The organism is Kitasatospora sp. NPDC038210 (genome assembly GCF_055600605.1).
Genome location: NZ_JBVJYK010000010.1, coordinates 93906 through 112605 on the forward strand (window position 1 = coordinate 93906; position 18700 = coordinate 112605).

14 protein-coding genes and 1 pseudogene are annotated in these 18700 nt (G+C 71.7%); 10 read left to right on the forward strand and 5 right to left on the reverse strand.

Annotated features, from left to right (window positions below; genetic code table 11):
* Nucleotides 1-70: 70 nt before the first annotated feature.
* Nucleotides 71-931, forward strand: a complete 861-nt coding sequence (locus ACZ7KX_RS21305; protein WP_470327792.1) for an NAD(P)H-binding protein — start codon at nucleotides 71-73, stop codon at nucleotides 929-931.
* Nucleotides 932-1013: 82 nt separating this feature from the next.
* Here the strand turns inward: ACZ7KX_RS21305 and ACZ7KX_RS21310 are convergent, their stop codons facing one another.
* Nucleotides 1014-2195 (reverse strand): MFS transporter, encoded by a 1182-nt coding sequence (locus ACZ7KX_RS21310; protein WP_470327793.1) that lies wholly within the window; start codon nucleotides 2193-2195, stop codon nucleotides 1014-1016.
* 188 nt (nucleotides 2196-2383) lie between these two features.
* Nucleotides 2384-3307 carry a LysR family transcriptional regulator gene (locus ACZ7KX_RS21315; RefSeq protein WP_470327794.1) on the reverse strand — a complete coding sequence of 308 codons (924 nt, stop codon included), beginning with the start codon at nucleotides 3305-3307 and terminating at the stop codon, nucleotides 2384-2386.
* A 155-nt stretch (nucleotides 3308-3462) separates the two neighbouring features.
* On the opposite strand from ACZ7KX_RS21315, the gene ACZ7KX_RS21320 reads away from it, so the two are divergent.
* From ACZ7KX_RS21320 to ACZ7KX_RS21360, 9 genes and pseudogenes are all read left to right on the forward strand, one after another.
* Nucleotides 3463-4902: an MFS transporter gene (locus ACZ7KX_RS21320; protein ID WP_470327795.1), complete on the forward strand. Its 1440-nt coding sequence runs from the start codon at nucleotides 3463-3465 to the stop codon at nucleotides 4900-4902.
* A 374-nt stretch (nucleotides 4903-5276) separates the two neighbouring features.
* Nucleotides 5277-5954, forward strand: coding sequence for a hypothetical protein (locus tag ACZ7KX_RS21325; protein ID WP_470327796.1), 678 nt, complete (start codon nucleotides 5277-5279; stop codon nucleotides 5952-5954).
* Nucleotides 5955-6476: 522 nt separating this feature from the next.
* Nucleotides 6477-6651: pseudogene (locus ACZ7KX_RS21330) on the forward strand (IS481 family transposase); the annotation flags it as partial.
* A 180-nt stretch (nucleotides 6652-6831) separates the two neighbouring features.
* Nucleotides 6832-8391, forward strand: coding sequence for an alpha/beta fold hydrolase (locus ACZ7KX_RS21335; RefSeq protein WP_470327797.1), 1560 nt, complete (start codon nucleotides 6832-6834; stop codon nucleotides 8389-8391).
* A gap of 1320 nt (nucleotides 8392-9711) precedes the next feature.
* A complete protein-coding gene (locus tag ACZ7KX_RS21340; protein WP_470327798.1) occupies nucleotides 9712-10290 on the forward strand; it encodes a suppressor of fused domain protein in 579 nt (192 codons plus the stop codon).
* Between the two features lie 46 nt (nucleotides 10291-10336).
* Nucleotides 10337-11668 (forward strand): IS1380 family transposase, encoded by a 1332-nt coding sequence (locus tag ACZ7KX_RS21345; RefSeq protein ID WP_470327958.1) that lies wholly within the window; start codon nucleotides 10337-10339, stop codon nucleotides 11666-11668.
* A 324-nt stretch (nucleotides 11669-11992) separates the two neighbouring features.
* Complete coding sequence (locus ACZ7KX_RS21350) at nucleotides 11993-12871, forward strand: GNAT family N-acetyltransferase (protein WP_470327799.1); 879 nt, start codon at nucleotides 11993-11995, stop codon at nucleotides 12869-12871.
* A 149-nt stretch (nucleotides 12872-13020) separates the two neighbouring features.
* Nucleotides 13021-14271, forward strand: a complete 1251-nt coding sequence (locus ACZ7KX_RS21355) for an IS701 family transposase (protein WP_470327800.1) — start codon at nucleotides 13021-13023, stop codon at nucleotides 14269-14271.
* Between the two features lie 265 nt (nucleotides 14272-14536).
* Nucleotides 14537-15142, forward strand: coding sequence for a hypothetical protein (locus ACZ7KX_RS21360; protein WP_344637714.1), 606 nt, complete (start codon nucleotides 14537-14539; stop codon nucleotides 15140-15142).
* A 112-nt stretch (nucleotides 15143-15254) separates the two neighbouring features.
* Here ACZ7KX_RS21360 and ACZ7KX_RS21365 read toward each other — a convergent pair whose 3' ends face one another.
* The 3 genes from ACZ7KX_RS21365 to ACZ7KX_RS21375 form a co-directional block, all read right to left on the reverse strand.
* Nucleotides 15255-15554 (reverse strand): hypothetical protein, encoded by a 300-nt coding sequence (locus ACZ7KX_RS21365; protein WP_470327801.1) that lies wholly within the window; start codon nucleotides 15552-15554, stop codon nucleotides 15255-15257.
* A complete protein-coding gene (locus ACZ7KX_RS21370; RefSeq protein WP_470327802.1) occupies nucleotides 15554-16606 on the reverse strand; it encodes a hypothetical protein in 1053 nt (350 codons plus the stop codon). The genes ACZ7KX_RS21365 and ACZ7KX_RS21370 overlap by 1 nt, the downstream gene beginning before the upstream one ends.
* Nucleotides 16607-16697: 91 nt before the next feature.
* Nucleotides 16698-18626: a site-specific integrase gene (locus ACZ7KX_RS21375; protein ID WP_470327803.1), complete on the reverse strand. Its 1929-nt coding sequence runs from the start codon at nucleotides 18624-18626 to the stop codon at nucleotides 16698-16700.
* Between the last annotated feature and the right edge of the window lie 74 nt (nucleotides 18627-18700).

An 18700-nucleotide genomic window follows, 5' to 3' on the forward strand; every position in this document is an offset into this window, starting at 1 on the left:
ACCACCCGGCTGCGATCATCGGCCTGACGCGGAATCAGGTCCGGGTCCACAACGGGGAGGAGTGCCGTCCGTGATCGTCGTGACGGGTGCCACCGGTACGGTCGGGTCCGAGGTCGTCGTGGGGCTGCGGGAGCGCGGTGCGACGGTGCGGGCCGTGGTGCGTGCCGGCTCGTCGGGGCCGGCCGGATGGGACGACGCGGTCGAGCGGGTGGCCGCCGACTTCGCGGACCCGGAGTCGCTGGACGCGGCCCTGGCCGGCGCCGACGTGGTCTACCTGCTGGTGGCCGTGCACCCCGAGATGGCCTGGCACGAGCGGAACGTGATCGACGCCGCGGTGCGCAGCGGGCGCCGCCCGCGGATCGTGCTGCACGCGGCGGCGGGCGTCGAGCACCGCCCGGAGGGCGTGCGCTTCGTGGGCTCGCACGTCAGCGGCCTCGACCACCTGCGGGCCTCCGGCCTGCCGTGGACGGTCCTCGCGCCGAACGGCTTCTACCAGAACTTCCTGGGCATGGCCGGGTCGGTGAGGTCCGGCGCGCTGGCCGTGCCGGGCGGCACGGGCGCGGTGTCGTACGTGGACGCCCGCGACGTCGCCGCGGCGGCCGTCGAGGTGCTGGCGACCGACGGCCACGAGGGAGCGGTCTACACCCTGACCGGCCCGGCCGGGCTCACCCACGGCGAGTTGGCCGAGCAGCTGGGCGCGGTCGCGGGCCGCGAGGTGGCCTACACCGCGCTCGCGCCGGAGCAGGCCCTGGCCGGGATGCTCGGCGCCGGCTGGGACCCGTGGCGGGCCGAGGGCATGGTCGAGCTGTACGGGCTGTACGCGTCCGGGCAGGCCTCGACGGTCAGCCCGGACGTGGAGAAACTGACCGGGCGCCCGGCCCGCTCCTTCGCCGAGTTCTCCGCCGAGCACGCGGCCGTCTTCCGGGTCTGACGGGGCGGTCACGTCCGGCAGGGGGTCCGCGCCCGCCGCGGCACGGACCCCACCCCGCACGGACCGGAGTCCAGCGCGACCCTCACTCCGGCGCGGCGCTCCCCCGGTCCCACCGGGCCGGGGCGAGCGCCGCGAGCATCACCGCCGCCGTGAGGGCGAACGCCCACGGATAGCCCGTCCCGCCCGCGACCGCCCCGAAGGCGACCGCGCCGACGCCCATCGCCCCGTCGTAGGCGACGTTCCACAGCGCGGTCACGGTGCCGTACCCGGACGGCGGCACCCGGGTGTACATCAGCGCCAGCGTCGCGTTCTGCGCGGCGCCGAAGCCGGCACCGAACACCGCCGCCCCCGCGACGACCGCCACCGCGCTGTCCGTCCAGGCCAGCAGCAGCATCCCGGCCGCCGCGGTGAGCAGGGCGGGCAGCACCAGCCCGGCCGAGCCGCGCCGGTCCCCGTACCGCCCGGCCAGCCAGCGGGCGAGCGTCGCCGCCCCGGGCTGGACCAGCAGCGCGACCGCGACGGCCCCGCCGGACGGCACGGCGAGCGGCAGGAACGTGACGATGACTCCCGCCGCCAGCGCCGTGGCGCCGAACACCGTCGCCGGTCTCAGCAGCGCGGCACTGCGCAGCCCCTCCCGCAGTCCCACCGCCGGACCGGCCGCGGCCCTGCGGTCCGGGAGGGCGGGGACGGAGGCGACGGCGGCCAGCGGAGCCACCGCCCCGATCGCGAACACCCAGTCCCAGCCGACGTGTTGGCCCAGCCAGACGCCGATCGGCAGGCCGACCACGGACGGCACTCCGGAGACCACCCCGACCAGCGCGAGCCCCTCCCCGCGCCGTTCGGCCGGGATCAGCGCGGCCGTCAGCGCCCCGCCCGCCACCAACGCGGTCGCGAAGCCGATCCCGCGCAGCAGGCAGACCACCACCACCGCCGCCATCGAACCGGTCGCGGCCAGCACCAGCGCGGGCGCGCCCAGCAGCACCAACCCGGCGGCCAGCACCGGGCGGTAGCCGAACCGGGCGGTCAGCGCGGGCGTGGCCAGCTCGCCCACGACGGTGGCCAGCATCAGCGCACCGGTGGCCAGGCCGGCCGCGTGGTCGCCGCCGCCGGACTCCTGGGCGTACAGCGGGACGGCGGAGAGCAGCAGGTTGAAGCCGACGGAGGACCCGAACAGCGAGACGAAGCGCAGCAGCAGGGCCCGGGTCACCAGTGGCGGCCGGACGGAACCGGCCTCCGGCGACGTGGAGTTGCTCGTCGTGGTCACCCGGTGACGGTATCCGTCCCGACGGGCCACCGGTACGGTCCCGCACCCGGCGCCTTCGCCTCCGCACTCCGGCCCGACCGGCAGTTCGAAGCGGCGGCTCCGGGCCGCAGTTCGACGCGGCGGATCCGTGCGGCAGTTCGACGCGGCCGCACAGGCCGGCCGCCCGTCCGGCCGCCCGGTCCGGGCTCTCAGTGCGGCGGCTCGTCGCCCGCCCCCGTGAGCTCCGCGGCCAGCGCGCCCAGGCTCTCCCGCAGCAGTCGCACCAGCGGGTCGTGGTCCCGGCGCGGGTGCCACAGGAGGGTGACCCGCAGCGGCCGCAGCCGGGCGGGGACGTCGACCGGCACGACGCCGAGGCCCGCGCCCAGCTCGCGGACCAGCACGGCGGGGGCGACGGTGACCAGGTCCGTCCGGCCGACCAGCTGCAGCGCGGCGAGGTAGCCGGGAACGACGCAGCGGACGGTACGGGGCACGCCGGCCTCGCGCAGCTCCCGGTCGAGCGCCTCCTCCGGCCGCCCGCTGCGGGAGACCAGGACGTGCCCGGCGGCGGCGAAGCGCTCGGCGGTCACCTCGCCCCGGGTCAGCCCGTGGTCCGCCCGGACGGCGGCGGTGAGTCCGGCCCGCACCAGGCCGAGCGAGCGCAGGTCCGGGTACTTGGCGGCGTTGACCACGACGGCGAGGTCGGCGGTGCCGTCCCGGACGGCTTCGGCGCCGTCCCGCCCCCCGTCGGAGGCCAGCAGGCGCAGTTCGGCGGCGGGGGCGGCCGCGGCGAGGCGGGCGAGCAGGTCGGCGCTCCTGGTGACGATCAGGTCCTGCGGCGCGACGACCGTCAGGCTCCGGTCGAGCGGGCGGGCCTGACGGTCGAGGATCTCCTCGGCCTGTTCGAGCCAGAGCCTCAGGCGCGGTCGGAGGTCCACGGCGGCGGCGGTGGGCCGCAGCCCGCGGCCGGAGCGCACCAGCAGCGGGTCCTGGAAGGCGCGGCGCAGCCGGCCGAGGGCGCGGCTGGTGGCCGGGACGGAGAGGCTGAGCCGGTCCGCGGCGCGGGTGACGGAGCTCTCCTGCAGGAGGGCGTCGAGGACCACCAGCAGGTTGAGGTCGACCGAGGACAGTTGCACCAGGTGAAAGTATCAGTTGCCATTTTGCCGATTGCTGCAAATCCGCAGGCCGCCTAGGTTCGAGGAAGAGCGACCGCAGCCCCGCCCGACCGGCCCCGCGCCGGGGCGCGCCCTGCCCGTCGCCATTTCCCGCCTCGACCCGGAAGGGGTCCCCCATGCCGTCCGCCGTGCCCCGACACGTCCACCGGCCGCCGCGCGAACACCGGGTCCTCGGCCCGACCGGCCTGACCGTCGTCTGCGGCGCCTCACTGTTCATCACCAGCCTCGACTCCACCGCGGTGAACGTCGCGCTACCCACCCTTCGCTCCGAACTCAGGGCCGCGCCCTCGCAGTTGGCCTGGATCGTGGACGCCTACACGCTGACCCTCGCGGTGCTGCTGCTCCTCGCCGGGGCCCTCGGCGACCGCCTCGGGCGGCGCACCATGTTCCGCGCCGGACTGCTCGTCTTCGGCGTGGGCTCGCTGGGCTGCGCACTCGCCGGCAGCCCCGACCAGCTGATCGCCGTCCGTGTCCTGCAGGGCTGCGGGGCCGCGCTGCTGGGCCCCAACGCGCTGTCCACCCTGACCACGGCGATCGAGGACCCGGTGCGCCGGGCCCGGGCGATCGGCTTCTGGGCGGCCATCTTCGGGCTGGCCGCCGCGGTCGGCCCGCTGGTCGGCGGCTCGCTCATCGACGCGCTGGGCTGGCGGTGGATCTTCCTGGTCAACCTGCCGGTGGTGGTGCTCGCGTTGGCCGCGTCGGTGCGCGTACCGGAGACCAGGGGCGGTGCGCCCCGTCCGTTCGACCCGGTCGGGCTGGCCCTGGGCGCGGTCGCCGTGTTCGGCGTCACCGAGCTGCTCATCCACGGCGCCCACGCCGGCTTCGGCGGTGTCACCCCGCTGGTGTGCGGGGCACTGGCGGTGGGCGGCGGAGTGGCGTTCGTGGCCGTCGAGAAGGAGCGCGCGCACCCGGTGTTCCCGCTCGCACTGCTGCGCCGCCCGACCTTCACCGCCGCCACGGTCAGCGCGGTGCTGGCGTTCGCGATCCTCGCCGGCTTCCTGTTCGTGTCCAGCGTGTACTGGCAGCAGCAGCGGCACGCCTCCGCGCTGGAGACGGGACTGGCGTTGCTCCCGGCGACGCTGATGATCGCCGTGGTGTCGCCGCTGAGCGGCCGACTCCTCCTCGTGGTCGGGGCGCGCCGGCTGCTGGTGGGCTCCGGCCTGCTGCTGGCGCTGGGCGCCGGACTGCTCGCCCTGGCGGCCGGGGGCGACGGCTACCTGCCGTACGCGGCCGGGTACCTCGTGCTCGGGCTCGGCTTCGGCCTGATCAACCCGCCGATCACCGACACCGCGGTGACCGGTCTGCCGGCGCAGCAGGCGGGCGTGGCCTCCGCGCTCGCCAGCACCTCCCGCCAGCTCGGCAGCACCCTGGGCGTGGCCGTGCTGGCCTCGGTCGCAGCCGGCCCGCACCTCGACCAGCGGCGCGCCTGGCTGATCGCGCTCGGACTGGGCCTGGCCGTGGCGGCGATCAACGCGCTGGCCGGCCGCCCGCGCCGCCGGGTCGAGGCCGCAGCGGCACCGGGCGTGAAGCAGCCGGAGCGCACCGGCGCCCGCTGAGGCGCTGTCCGCTGAGGCACCGTCCGCCGGGGCGCGGTCCGCGGAGGCGGTCAGGAGGAGGGCGCCGGCGGCGTAGGCCCAGGGTGCGGGCACGGTAACGACGATGACGAAGAGGGCCAGGTACGGCGCCAGCAGTGCACCGTCCGGGCGGCCGGCTCCTGGCCGGCGCGAACCGGGTCGGTGCTCCTCACCTTCGTGCGGAACGGCTCGCGGTACCGGGGGAACTTCGCGGCGACGTCGGCCGGGGCCATGGTGGAGCGGTCGACGACGGCCAGCAACGGCTCCAGGACGGGCGAGCCGGGGCGCAAGCCCGCGTAGCCTCCAGACCGGACAGCCGTGCGCGACGGACGCGCAGCGGTCGGTAGCGTGCCGTCATGACCTCTCCCGCCATACCCGAGCCGGAACTGCCGACACGGCAGCAAAGGACCTTCGCGTACACCGACGACCTGATCAATGCGCAGCGGGCACTGGCGGCCGTGCAGGCGGAGCGCCGCGCCTACCTGGCCACGTTCTCGGCTTGGAACGGCGACATCCCGGTCGCGGCTCATGGCCTGGACGAGGGGCAGCTGGCCGAGTCCGCTTGCCTTAGGGAAGCCGATCGGCACACCTCGCACGCGGTGGGGGCAGAGGAGTGCTGGGCGGGGCTGCCGGTCGGGAACCGGGTCGAGGACTGCGGCCGGCTTCACCTCATCGACGCCCCCGCTGAGGGCTCCGGCGAGGCGGCGACGGACGCCGGCGGGAGCGACTACTGCGCGATCTACGTTGCCGGCGCGAGCCGGCGGACGGTGACCGACCTCGTCGCCGCGGCGCTGGAGGCCGCGCCGAGCGGGTACTGCGTCGCGCGGGCGGGCGTGGACTTCGAGGTACGGCCCAACCCCGACGTCGCATTGGCGACGGACTTCATCGGCTGGCCCCTGAAAATCGACGCGGACGGCCCCATGCCCGCCCTGGCCCATGCCGTCGCCCGCGTCCTCACGACCGTACGAACAGCCGGCTACCGGGCCACCGCCGCCTGCGACTTCGAAGAGCAACTTCCCCACCAACACCAGTAACGCCCACCGAAGTATCACCCACCGACCCGACCACGCCGCCGCGACTGCGTTCGTGTAGCACCCAGCCAACAGCCGGACACGACGCACAAGCCCGCAGCAGCGCCTGACCACCGGCCCGCCGCGAGCGACCGGCCCCCACGGGAGGGACCACCTCGCGGCCCTGGCAGGATCGGTCCCCTGCTCGACACCGGCCGGCAACAGCAGGGCATCAGGTATCCGGCGCATGAACAGGCCACGAGGCGTGTCCACAACCAGAGTGAGTTCTGCGCCGCCCTTGACGGAGCGCCAACTGACCTGCGACGACTTCGTCTCAGCCACACGCCACTGAGGGCCCACACCGATCAGCAAGCCACCCCCTGTGGGGCTATCACTGAACCTGCTGGTGGTACCGGTCGAGGGTCTGGCCGTGGGGGAGTAGTGGTACGGGCCGGCTGGCCGACGGCTCCGGGATGCGGTGTCAGCCGTGGTACTCCCAGCCCTCGATGCAGAAGTGGGCCGTGCTGACCGAGCTGTCCCCCGCCCCGCACTCTTCCACCAGTCGACGAATGGGCCCGCCAACGCCCCTGCGCCGGCACCCGGCAGCGGGTCGAAACGCTCCCCGACTTCCTCCACCGCTGCAACCCACCATCGCTGCCACACCGCGCTCGGAGGCCAACCACCGGCCAGCCGCGTCAACAACCCTGCGGCTCACTACGTGTTGCGGGTGTCGACGTCACGTTTCGGGGCGCCGTTCGGTCCAACTGGTAAGGACAGACGCGACCGAGGGAGCCGGGCACCCATGATCACCCCATCCGAGCCGGAAGACGGCCGACCCGACCCGGGCCTGAGCGCGATCATGAAAGGCCCGGACCGGGCCCCGCACCGCCGAGGAGACGGCATGACCTACCTCCGCCGCCGCGCCGCCGCGGCCGCTCTCGCCCTCGTGGCCGGCCTGACCGCGGCCGCCGCCACGGCACCGGCAGAGGCCGCCGCACAGGCCGCCGGCATCCCCCGGGGGCTCGACCGCTACTACCAGCAGCGCCTGGCCTGGCACAGCTGCGTCCAGGGCCCGCAGGACGAGGAGGGCGCCGCGCTGGAACGGGCCGGCGCCCGCTGTACGGAGGTCACCGTGCCGCTCGACTACGGCGACCCCGGCGGACGCACCGTCACGCTGGCGCTCTCCCGGATCGAGGCCACCGACACCCGCCACCGGATCGGCACGCTGCTGCTCAACGACGGCGGCCCCGGCAGTCCGACGCTCGGCGCGCCGCCGCGGGTGCACGCCGCGTTGAAGGACACCGCCGCCCGCTTCGACATCGTCGGGCTGGACCAGCGTTTCGCCGGCCGCAGCGGCCAACTCGACTGCGACTGGCCGATCGGCTACAGCATCACCTCCGCCGGGACCAGCCGGGCCTCCTTCGAACGCCAGGTCGCCTTGCAGCGGGACCTCGCGGCCCGGTGCCGTTCGGCGGCCGGGGACCTGCTGCCGCACGTGAGCACCCGCGACGCGGCCCGGGACATGGACGTGGTGCGGGGCGCGCTCGGCGAACGGCGGATCTCCTACCTCGGCCTCTCGTACGGCACCTACCTCGGCACGGTGTACACCCAGATGTTCCCCGGCCGCTACGACCGGGTCGTCCTGGACAGCGCGCTGACCCCGGCCCACGCAGGGCCGGAGCTGCTTCCCAACATGGCGCCGGAGAACGAGCGGGCGTTCGCCGACTGGGCGGACTGGGCGGCGGCCCGCCACGAGACGTACGGGCTGGGCCGCACCCGCGAGGAGGTGGTCGCCGAGGTGCTGCGGACGGTCCGGGCGGCCGCGGCGCGCCCGCTCGTCGTCGGCACCGGCGCGGACGCCTTCGGGCTCGACGACACCCGGGTGCCGCTGCTGCTGTTCGGGAACCTCGCGGGCGACTCCGACGCGGAACGGGCGGTCCTCGCCGAGCTGATGGCGATGCTCGCCGAGGCCGCGCAGGGTCGGCCGGTCACCCCCTCGGACGGGACCGCCGCCCTCCTGCGCTTCCTGTTCACCCCGGAGGGGTCGCCGTCCGGCAGCATCTCCCAGGCCATCCTGTGCGCGGACGGTACCGCGCCGCGCGACCCGGAGGACTACTGGCGCCGGATCGAGCGTGACCGCGCCCGGTACCCGCTGTCCGGCCCGCTGCTCGACAACATCTCCCCGTGCGCCTTCCTGGACCCCCCGCGCGAGCCGTCCACCGAGGTGCGCCGCGGCGCCCGGGCGCTGATCCTCTCCGCCACCGGGGACCCGCGCAGCCCCTACCGGGACGGTGTCGCGTTGCACGGGATGCTGCCCGGCTCCCGGCTGCTGACCCTGCGGGGTGCCAACCAGCACGGGCTCTACGGGACGTACGGCAACGCGTGCGTCGACGACGCGGTCAACGCGTACCTGGCCGACGGGCGCCTTCCGGAGGCCGACCTGACCTGCACCAAGGCTTAGCCGGGCGGGGCCGGATGTGGTGCGTGGTCGGGATGCCCACGGCCTGTCACTTCGGGTGTCCGCCTCATTGCCCTCGGTGGGCTGGTCGCACCGTCCTGCGCTCCGACGTCCTCGGCGCGCTCGGCGCCCGTTTGCGATGGGCACGGTGACCGGGCCGGTCGACCCGGGGACGGGGTTCCTTCGGCCGGACGGCAGCGGGGACGGCCGGATCGTGGAACGGGTCCGCGAGGCCCGCGCCGGGGATCCGGCTCGTGACTGCGCGGGTGGGCGGTGCCGCAGATGCCTTCCGGATCTCGCGGGCCTGCCCCGGTCTCCGGTCCCAGGACACGGTGCGCGCTCAGAGGCCGCTGCCGAGCCGGATCGGCTTCGATCACCGGCCCGTCCAATCGGCAGCGGGGCGTAGCCCGGCCCGGGATCCGGTCGCACCTACGATTCCGGTCGTGAGCAAGCAGACGACATACGAGTACCCCGACCATCTGGTGCAGGCGCAGCCGGGCGCTGGTGATGGTGCGGGCCGAGCGGCGGGCCTTCCTGGCCTCGCTCGGGTCCTGGGGCGGTGACGTGGAAGCGGCGAAGGCGGGGTTGGGCGAGGAGCAGCTCGCCGAGTCCGGGCGGCTGGAGGAAGCCGAGCGGCAGGCCTCGCACGCGGTGTGGGCGGACGGGGTACTGGGCGACGCTGTCCGGCAAGGACCGCGTCCAGGCCCGCAGCCTCCTGCAGCACCTCGACGACCAGGTCGAGGCTGCGGCGTAGCGGGGCGAGCGTCGCCCGATACCCGTCCGCGCGGCTGTCCCGTCGGGGCCGTACCCACCCGGCCGGCGCCCTGGCGGCCGGTTCGGCGGCTCCCCGGTGCCATCCGGGATCCTGCCGGCGCCGCCGGCCGTCTCCGGACGTCCCGGGTCCCGCGGCGGCCGGGGCGAGGGCATCTGCCGGGGAAGCACTCCGGGCTGCGGGGCCGCGATCCGCGGCGCCGCCGTCCGGCGTGTGACGGTCAGCGGGCCAGGGTCACGGTGAGCGTCTCGTCCGGGCAGCCGGTGGCCGGCTGCTCCATCGCCTCCCGCTCCCGGCCGTCGACGGACAGACCCCAGCGGGTCTTCACGCCAGGAATCCTGCTCAGACGCTGTGCGGCACCGCGTGGAATGCCGGGTCCTGCATGACTGAGCCCGCATGGCGAAGCACGCCTGGCGGTGCCCAATGAGGTTGGGGGCCGAGACTGGTGAGCTCGCATGTTGAGGTGTCGCGAATTCGTGGCTGAGGCCAGCACTTCATGACACTGAGTGATCAGTCGTAGACGTCCGTCGGCGGTCTGGCATGATCGCGCGGTGAGCGTTGCGAAGGTGCAGGCCGCTGAGGCCGTCGAGTCACATGTCCGAGAATTCTTTGAAGGACATCCCGTGGAGGTCGTCGAATACGACCTTGGGCTGGGGCGCCGAGAGGTGCTGGTCGACCTGCGAGTTCTCGTCGTGGGCCCCGGCCCGCGCAGCGACTGCTGGGCCTATGTGACGACCGGTTGCTGGTCCGAGGTGGAGCAGGACGGCCATGGACTTGAGTTCGTCATGACCGCCCATGTCCGCGACCAGCGGTTCGTCGAACTCATGGCGATGATCGCTTACTACCACTGCGGAGGGCATCTGCTCGACCTGGAGCACAGCATGCCGATCGGTGAACCGTGGGTGCCGGGTTCGGCCTGCGACCACCTGCTGATCAGTCTGCCCTATCTCCACGGGCCCGAGCTTGAGCGCTGTCCGTTGCCCGAGGGACACGCACGCATTCTGTGGGCCCTGCCGGTGACGACGGCCGAGATCGAGTTCCGCAGACATCACGGCCACGAGGCGCTGGAGCAACTCTTCGACGAGGCCGAGATCATTCCCACCGACCCATTCAGGGCATCGGTCGTGTGAGCTCGCCTCCGGCCGCCAGGGATCACGGGGTTCGACCCCCGCTGGCATATCGGCTCCAGGTTCCACCGGCCTCCGTGACGAGGTGGGTGGTTGTCTTGGCGTGGTAGCCGAGGGCCTGGCCTCCGGGTTGTCTGCGGCGCTCGCACCGTGGCGCAAGCCAAGAGCGGTGCACGACCCCGGCAAGATCCTGCTGGACGTCGCGCTGGCGGTGGCGCTGGGCGGCGACTGCCTGGCGGACGTGGCCGTGCTGCGGTCGGAGCCCGGTGTGTTCGGGCCGGTGGCCTCGGACCCGACGGTCTCCCGGCTGGTCGACACCCTGGCTGCGGCCGGCCCCCGCGCACTGGCGGCCGTCCGGCGGGCACGGACCGAAGTTCGTGAGCGGGTCTGGCGGTTGGCCGGCCAGGCCGCACCGGACGCGGGCGGCGAAGTGGTCGTGGATATCGACGAGGTCCTCGTCCTGGCTCACTCCGAGAAGCAGGACGCGGCCGCGACCTGGAAGAAGACCTTCGGCCACCACCCGCTGTTCGCGTTCGTCGACCACGGCAGGGAGGGCTCCGGAGAGCCGGTCGCCGGCCTGCTGCGGCCGGGGAACGCAGGCAGCAACACCGCCGCCGACCACATCGCCGCCGCCTGTCTGGCCCTGGCCCAGCTGCCGAAGAAGTACCGGCGCGGCCGGCACACCCTCATCCGCACCGACTCCGGCGGCGGCACCCACGAGTTCCTCAACTGGCTCACAGCTCGCGGCAGGTGGCTGTCCTATTCGGTCGGGATGACCATCACCGAGAGCGTCCACCAGGCGGTGCTGTTGGTGCCCGCCTCGGCTTGGACTCCGGCGGTCGAACCCGACGGCGCCATCCGCGACGGCGCCTGGGTCGCCGAGCTCGCCGGCGACGTCCTGCGCGGCTGGCCGAGAGGTATACGGCTGATCGTACGCAAAGAACGCCCGCACCCCGGAGCGCAGTTGCGCTTCACCGACGCAGACGGCATGCGGCTGACCTGCTTCGCCACCAACACCGCCCACGTCCCGATCGCCGGCCTGGAGCTGCGGCACCGCCGGCGGGCCCGCGCCGAGGACCGCATTCGCGCCGCCCGCGACACCGGCCTGCGCAACCTGCCCCTGCACGACGCCGCCCAGAACCAGGTCTGGCTGGAGATCGTCCAGCTCGCACTCGACCTGCTCGCCTGGATGCCCATGCTCGCCCTGGACGGGCCCGCGCGCCGGTGGGAGCCCAAGCGCCCGCGACTGCGGCTGTTCTCCGCCGCCCAAATGGTGACTACCGGCCGTCGCCGCTGGCTCCGCCTGGCCCGCCACTGGCCCTGGACCGAGACGATCACTACCGCGTTCGAGCGCCTGCAAGCCCTGCCGAACCCCGGCTGAGCAGCAACGACGTCCTGTCCCGACGAGTCATCCTCCGGCCGGACCGGTGGAACCCGGCGCCCACCCGACGCGACAGCCGGGCCGCAGGCATGCCCACCACTGGCCAGGAAAGCCGAAACGGCCCGCTGAATGAACCGACGGACCGTCACGAAAGATCGAGGTTAATCCGTTGCCCAGGGGTCCGGCGGCCAGCTAGGTTCGCCCAGCCGCCCGCATCGGTGCAGGCCGGCGCTGTCGACCAGGAGGTGTGGAGCACATGCGCACGAGTGCCCAGGAGTTGAGCTCGCGTACTGACCCTTGCCACCTCCTCTCGACGGAGACACCTTGTCCCTTCGCATCACCCCACTGACCGACCCCGCTCACGGGCCGCACGGCCGGCGTCTTGCCTGGTTGGCGTCGGACGCGGATTCCATCCCTGCCGGGACAGCCTTCCTGCGTCTGCTCGACGGCGGACAGGATCACCTCGCCGAGTTCGACCTCCGTGTTCATCCTGCGGAGCGCCGCAAGGGCGTCGGCTCCCGGCTCCTCGACACCGTCGTGGCCACCGCCCGGGACAACGCCCGACGTCGCGTCGTCGCGCAGGCAGAAGCCGGATCACCCGGCGACCATTTCCTGGCAGCGCGCGGTTTCCGGAAGGTCCTCACCTTCAGGTACACCCGCCTGGCAATGGCCGAGGTGGACACCACCATCCTCGCTGGGATCGTCGAGCGTCCTCATCCCGGCTACCGGCTGACGTCATGGCAGGGAACCGTCCGCGACGACCTCGCCCGGACGTTCGCCGCCTCACGCCGCGCCATGGACGACATGCCCATGGACGACGCCGAGTACGGCACCGTGGCCTGGGACGTGGACCGCGTGCGGGCCGCGGCGAAGGCGGTCGAACAGCGCGGCGACCACCTGCACACCGTCGTCGCCATCGACGCCTCCAACGGCTCGATCGCCGGGTTCACCGAACTCGTCATCCCCGGCAACGGCGCAGGTGACGGCCAGCACTACGGCACGGGCGTGCTGCCCGAGCACCGTGGACACGGCCTCGGCCGATGGATGAAGGCCGAGTCGATCCGACAAGCCCATAGGGACTATCCGGACCTCGATGGCCTACTGACCGACACCGCCGACAGCAACACGCACATGCGACGGATCAACGACGGTCTCGGCTACACACCCACGCACACGACACACCAGCATCAACTCGACCTTTAGCAGAGAGCGGACGGGCCGGACCGGGGCGTCACCCCGCCCGGCCTGTCCATGCTTTCGAGACACGCCCTAGTAGGGCTTGGTCAGGTCGACGCGGTGATGGCGTGTCCTCGTATCGGGTGGCGCGTTGTTGAGGTGTGACACCTGGGGAGATGGCCGAGGTCCGGGAGGACCTGGAGGCGTTCACGGCGGAGCTGTTCGAAGCGTTCACACGCGCTGACCAACGGCGTTGGGGGCAGGCGTATGTGCGTGGGTTGCTCCTGGACGGCAAGCGGAAGTCGGTGGAGCCGATGGCCGCGCGGCTCGGGGAGGAGGGAAACCGGCAGGCTCTCGCACACTTCGTCACGACGAGTCCCTGGGAGTCGGCACATGTCCGGGCGCGCTTGTCCTGGAGGATGCAGGACGCCATCGACCCGACCGCGCTGATCATCGACGACACCGGGTTCCTCAAGGACGGCGACGCGTCGGCGTGTGTGTCACGGCAATACACCGGAACCGCCGGAAAGGTCACCAACTGCCAGGTGGGCGTCTCGCTCCATCTGGCCCGTGACCACGCCTCGGCGCCGGTCAACTGGCGACTGTTCCTCCCCGCCACCTGGGACCCGGAATCGGCCAAGGCGGACCCGGAGAAGGTCGCCCGCCGCGGCCGGTGCGGCAGCCCGGCCGACCTGGGTCACGTGGAGAAGTGGCAGCTGGCCCTCGACATGATCGACGAGACCCGCTCCTGGGGTGTTCACGTCCCGCTCGCCGTCGCCGACGCCGGATACGGCGACGCCGCGGCCTTCCGCCTCGGCCTCCAGCAACGGGGCCTGCACTACGTGGTGGGGATCTCCACCACGCCGACCGCGCACCCCGGCGAAGCCCGGCCGTCCACGCCCGCCTACGGCGGCACCGGCCGGCCACCTGTCGCGAAGTACCCGGGCAAGGCCCGCAGCGTGAAGGATCTGGCCATCGCTGCCGGACAGAAAGCGGCCAGGCCGGTGTCGTGGCGGGAGGGATCACGCCCCGGCAAGGCCAAGAGCGGCCTCAAGCGGATGTGCTCGCGCTTCGTGGCGCTGCGGATCCGCCCTGCCGGACGCGAGATCCGCGACGCCACCGAGGGCGTGGAACTGGCTGAGTGCTGGCTACTTGCCGAATGGCCCGCGAGGGAAGCCGAGCCGGTCCAGTTCCGGCTCTCGAACCTGCCCGCCGACACCCCGCTGACCACTCTGGTGAGAACGGCCAAGCTCCGCTGGCGGGTTGAGCACGACTACCGGGAGATGAAGCAGGCCCTCGGCCTGGCCCACTTCGAGGGCCGCACGTTCACCGGCTGGAATCACCACGTCACGCTCGTCTCCCTCGCTCACGGGTTCTGCACCCTGCGCAGACTGGCCACCGCCCCAAAAGACGCGGGGCCGGCCTGAGCCTCTACCAGGTCGTCCGCGAGCTCCAGACCCTCCTGGCGACCTGGGCCGACGCCTGCCCCACCTGCCACCGCGACATACCCACGCGACAACAGACCTGACCAAGCCCTACTAGGTTTGGCCTGTGAACCACAGCAGCTCCAAGGCCGGGGCGTCCCGCGAGCCTAACTTGCCGCCCTACCAGGTAGTCCTAGCGGAGACTGATTGGGGTTCGCTCCAGACGGCTTTCGGGAACGGTGAGTGCCTTCCCAAAGTCCTGGCACGGTTGCTGGAGCCTGATCCCAAGGTGCAGGTCACCGCTTTGTCGGAACTGAGCGAGCTGGTCGGCCACCAGAACAGCATCTACGAAGCCACCGCCCCCGTCGCCATGTATGTCGCCGGCATCCTCGCCCACCCGGTGGCCATGACCCTCCGGCCGTATCGCAACGTCCCCATCCGCGCGACATTGTTGAACTGGTTGGTTTCCACGGCCTACGACGCCTCCGACGAGATTGTCGACCGCACCGAGCAATACTTCCCTGGCTTCCTCACCCACGACACCACGCTGGCGGCCTTCCGGGACCTGCGTCCGATGCTTTATCGAGCCGTCGCACCCTTCCTGCAGGACAGCCACGCGGACGTGCGCGAAGCCGCCGGCCTCGCCGCGCTGATCCTCGCCGAACACCCCGCGCTTGCCCAGCGCCGCGATCACCTTGCAGTGCACGCGCGCCGCATCCTAGACACCAGCAGCGACGCCCCTAACCGGCGCGTTGCCTGGAAGGCCCTCGAAGCATGGGGCCACGACGTCAGTGACATTGAACCTTTTCAGGAGGAGCCCTGGGACTGCGGGCCGCACAGCGATGGCCGCGGCGATCTCGAACCTCCCTTCTGACTGATAGGCGAACGGCCCACCGGCCCAAGAAGTGCGGCCAGCTGAGTATTTCGGAACGAAAAGCGGTCCAGGAAGGTTCAGTTGGGTGTCCAGACGTCGGGCTGGAGAACGGTCACGAGGTGTTGGATCGTCCTGCGATCTGATCGAAGGTCGGGAGACCCAGGTGGACGACGGAGGGCTGAAGAGCCGCGTCCATTTGGGTGAGCTTCCCGTGGGCGCCGGCCAGGCTGATCTCCAGCCCTTCGACTTCGCCGAACCAGCCTTCGCGTTGGGCTTCGGCGATTCGGTCGATCAGGTTGTCGCGGATCTCGATCAGGCGGTTGCGCTGGGAGGGCTCGGGGCGGAGGAGCGAGCATCGGACGCAGGCTTCTCTGAACTGGACCCGGCTCCGCGTGGGGTCAACTTTCGCCATCAATCCAGCGGGATGACAGGCCGAGCGAGGGTGCCGCGGGTGTGCGGGCGCTGTGCGACGAAGTCGCCCTGTTCGGGGTCGCGGTAGGAGCTCGCCTGTATCAACCACTTGGCGAACCAGGGTTCGCCACCGCATTCGGCACCGCCGCCATCGGCGCCGCGGACCTCGTGACGGTCGGTGGTCAGCTCCCACTTGTAGGAGTTCTGGGCCATGTGCAGCCCCGACAGCATCGGTGATGCTGCGGCCGTGCGGACACCGTCGGGCATGACAAGGGTGTTGTCGTCTCCGAGCCATCGGATCGGCATCCGGTCGCCCCACGGGAAGAGGCTTCGTGCGCCGAATGCGTAGGCGTGTTCCCACTCATCGGGAGTGGGCAGGCGTCGGCCAGTCCGCGCCAGCTCATCGGTGATCGTGCCATGGGTGGTATGGGTCGCAAGCCATGCCGCCGTGGGCTTGCCGTCTGGGTCGAAGCGAACTCGGCCGTGGGTGCCCGTGTCGGTTTCAGGCAGGATGAAATCGTCGATGAGTTCTTGACATCCAGGCTTCCACTTCTGGATGAGCGCCGTGATGATCGGGTGGTCGAGAGGAGCCTTGCTCACGCCGGCCTCGTCAGCGTGCTTTGCAGCAAGGAACGCCTTCAAGCGGGTGGTCCGGGGGCGCGAGGTGATGGCGGCGATGTGCTGGCGGATCTCGTCGACAGTACTGTCGGTCTGGCGAGCACGGGCCTCAGCTCGGTCATCCGACTCAAGGTCGGCGTACTCGGGGAACGGGTCCAATGCTGTGCGGCTACCAAGATGGGACAGGACCTCATCGTCGGCCGGCGTCCAGGATTCGGGTTCGAAGCCGAGTTGGGCGTGTCCGCCGGGGACGAAGACGAACGGTCTCCCATCGACCTCGATAATCGCGTTGTAGGCGGTTCGTCCGGCGTATTCGTGAAGGTGGACGGACGTGACGATGCCGCCCACCGTTCGAGCGGCCGTCTCGGCGGTGGCCCCCGCCGCCTTTCGGTCGAAGTTGAGCCACTCGTCGAGGGTGATATCGGCAGTTGACATGCCGCGGAGTATGCCGGAACCCACTGACAGTCGAGACGCCGAGTCGTTGGTCATTCGGAACCTCGATCGGGCGAAAGCGGTCTTGGCCTGGTCAGGTGCCCTCCCTGTCGGCCGCGGCGACGCGTGCTGACGATGCGACGCGACCCGGCATACCGAGGTTGACGCTCTGCGGCCTGCGTCGGTCGACCTGGGCGAGTTTATCCGCGGCACCAGCCAGGCTGACCTGGAGTCCTTCGACCTCGCCGAGCCGACCTTCACGTTCGGCTTCGGCGATGCGGGCGATGAGGTTGTCGCGGATCTCCTCGATGCGGGCGCGTTGGGCCGGGTCCGGCCTGAGGAGTGCACATCTGACGCAAGCCTGCTCATGAATACAAGGGGTGGAAAATGCGCGGCCGCAGATACCGGTGGACACCTTGCGTTTCTCGAAGTGCGCGAGGAAGGCATCCCACTCCTCCTCGGTGGGAGTCCGGTATTCCTCGCTGGGCCGGGTGGCCCGGCGGCGGGCGATGAAGGCCCTGTGCGCCTCGATTGTCTCGGCCGGGTAGACGGCCTTATAGCCCATCGTTGTATCGATGTTCTTGTGCCCGCAGATCACTTGGGCGATGTGCGGTGGCAGGCCGTTCATGATGGCCTCGGTGACGAAGATTCTCCTGGAGTCGTGTGGGGAGATCGTAAACGGTGCGCCGGCGGAGTCGGTGAGGCCGGTGGCCGCGATCGCGCCGATCAGCAGCGTGCGCAGGAACGTGGGGGTGAAGGCCCGGTGCTCGGTTCCGATCTGCCGCTGGAACAGCAGCGGCATCGGCGGGTTCCAGGTGGCCTGCGCAGTCCGGAGCAACTCGGCTGCCGCGAGCCTGCGGCGGTTGGCGGTGCTGACCAGGATGGGGAGCAGGGGAAGGCGCTCGCGGGTGCGCTGATCCATCCGTGCCTTGCGGTGCTTGCGCTCCTTGGCCTTGTGGATCTCGTCATCGCTGATCGGGCAGCGGACGACCCACGGTCCCCAGCGGGCCGGTTCCTCCGTGGCCCAATGGGCGAGGTCGAGATAGAAGGCTCGGACCCGCATCAGTTCGTCCTTGGCGTTGAGCCGGGGGCTGGTGATCTCGATCGTCGTCCCGTCGGGACCGGTGGTGGTGCGTCGCTTGGTGCTCAGGTCTTCCTTCCAGGTGCGGGCCGGCGCTGGCGGCAGCAAGAGCGTGTCGATGCCCGGTGACAGCGCTTCGATCCGCGTCCAGAACAGCCCTGCCAACGTCCGTGAGATCGCGTCTAAGCTGGCGAAGTCGAGCGAGGGCTGCCGCTCGCGGAGGTAGTTGACCAGCAGATCCCGGATCGGGCGGCAGTGGATCGGGTAGCGGTCCACGAGCTCCTCGATGCTCAGCTGGCCCAGGGCCTGTCCGAACGCCCGGATCGTGGCCGGGGCGTCATCGGGGAAGATGCCCAGAGTCCGCAGCCGCAGGTAGAAGTCGATCTTGTGCTGTCCGCCGCGGACGTGGACCCGGCGTTGGGTGTCGACCAGCTCCACGCAGTCCCCGACGGTGATGTCCTGGATGAGCCCGCCCTTGCAGGCCAGGAGGATCGCGATCCGGGTCGCTGCGATCTGGGCATCTTTGCTTGAGTGCGGTTGCGCGGCGGCCATCTGCACCAGTTGCCCGAAGCCGTCGGGGTCGCGGACCTCGGCCATGATGGTGGCCAGGTGTCGGTGGGTCCGGGTGAGCATCCAGGGCAGGCTGGGACGGATCGCATCACTGGCGATCAGCATCAGCAACCCGGTGGACAGGTCGGTGCGGACGTACGACGGCGGCGACCCGGCCTGCCGGCTCAGGAAGCGCAGTGGGAGCTCAGTCCAGTCCGCGCCGGGAAGGTCCTCGGCGCCGCTGCTTGTCCACCGTTCTTGCCAGGTGTCTCCAGGAGCGCTTGCGAGCCACTCCAACGTCTTCGTCACCCCGCGCCGACGGCCAGCTCTCGTGGCCTTGGCCGCTGGCAGGAACGGTGGCGCGGTCAGCCGCTGCAAGACCTCCTCGGCCACGCCCACATCGGTGTAACCGCCTGAGGCGTTGTCCGCCGAAGCGCGGTCCGCTGACGAGCCGCCTGCTCAGGGCC

Coding starts and splice junctions, on each gene's coding strand:
- ACZ7KX_RS21320 (WP_470327795.1), top strand. CDS start 3,463: ATGCCGTCCGCCGTGCCCCGACACGTCCACCGGCCGCCGCGCGAACAC.
- ACZ7KX_RS21325 (WP_470327796.1), top strand. CDS start 5,277: ATGACCTCTCCCGCCATACCCGAGCCGGAACTGCCGACACGGCAGCAA.
- ACZ7KX_RS21335 (WP_470327797.1), top strand. CDS start 6,832: ATGACCTACCTCCGCCGCCGCGCCGCCGCGGCCGCTCTCGCCCTCGTG.
- ACZ7KX_RS21355 (WP_470327800.1), top strand. CDS start 13,021: ATGGCCGAGGTCCGGGAGGACCTGGAGGCGTTCACGGCGGAGCTGTTC.
- ACZ7KX_RS21365 (WP_470327801.1), bottom strand. CDS start 15,554: ATGGCGAAAGTTGACCCCACGCGGAGCCGGGTCCAGTTCAGAGAAGCC.
- ACZ7KX_RS21370 (WP_470327802.1), bottom strand. CDS start 16,606: ATGTCAACTGCCGATATCACCCTCGACGAGTGGCTCAACTTCGACCGA.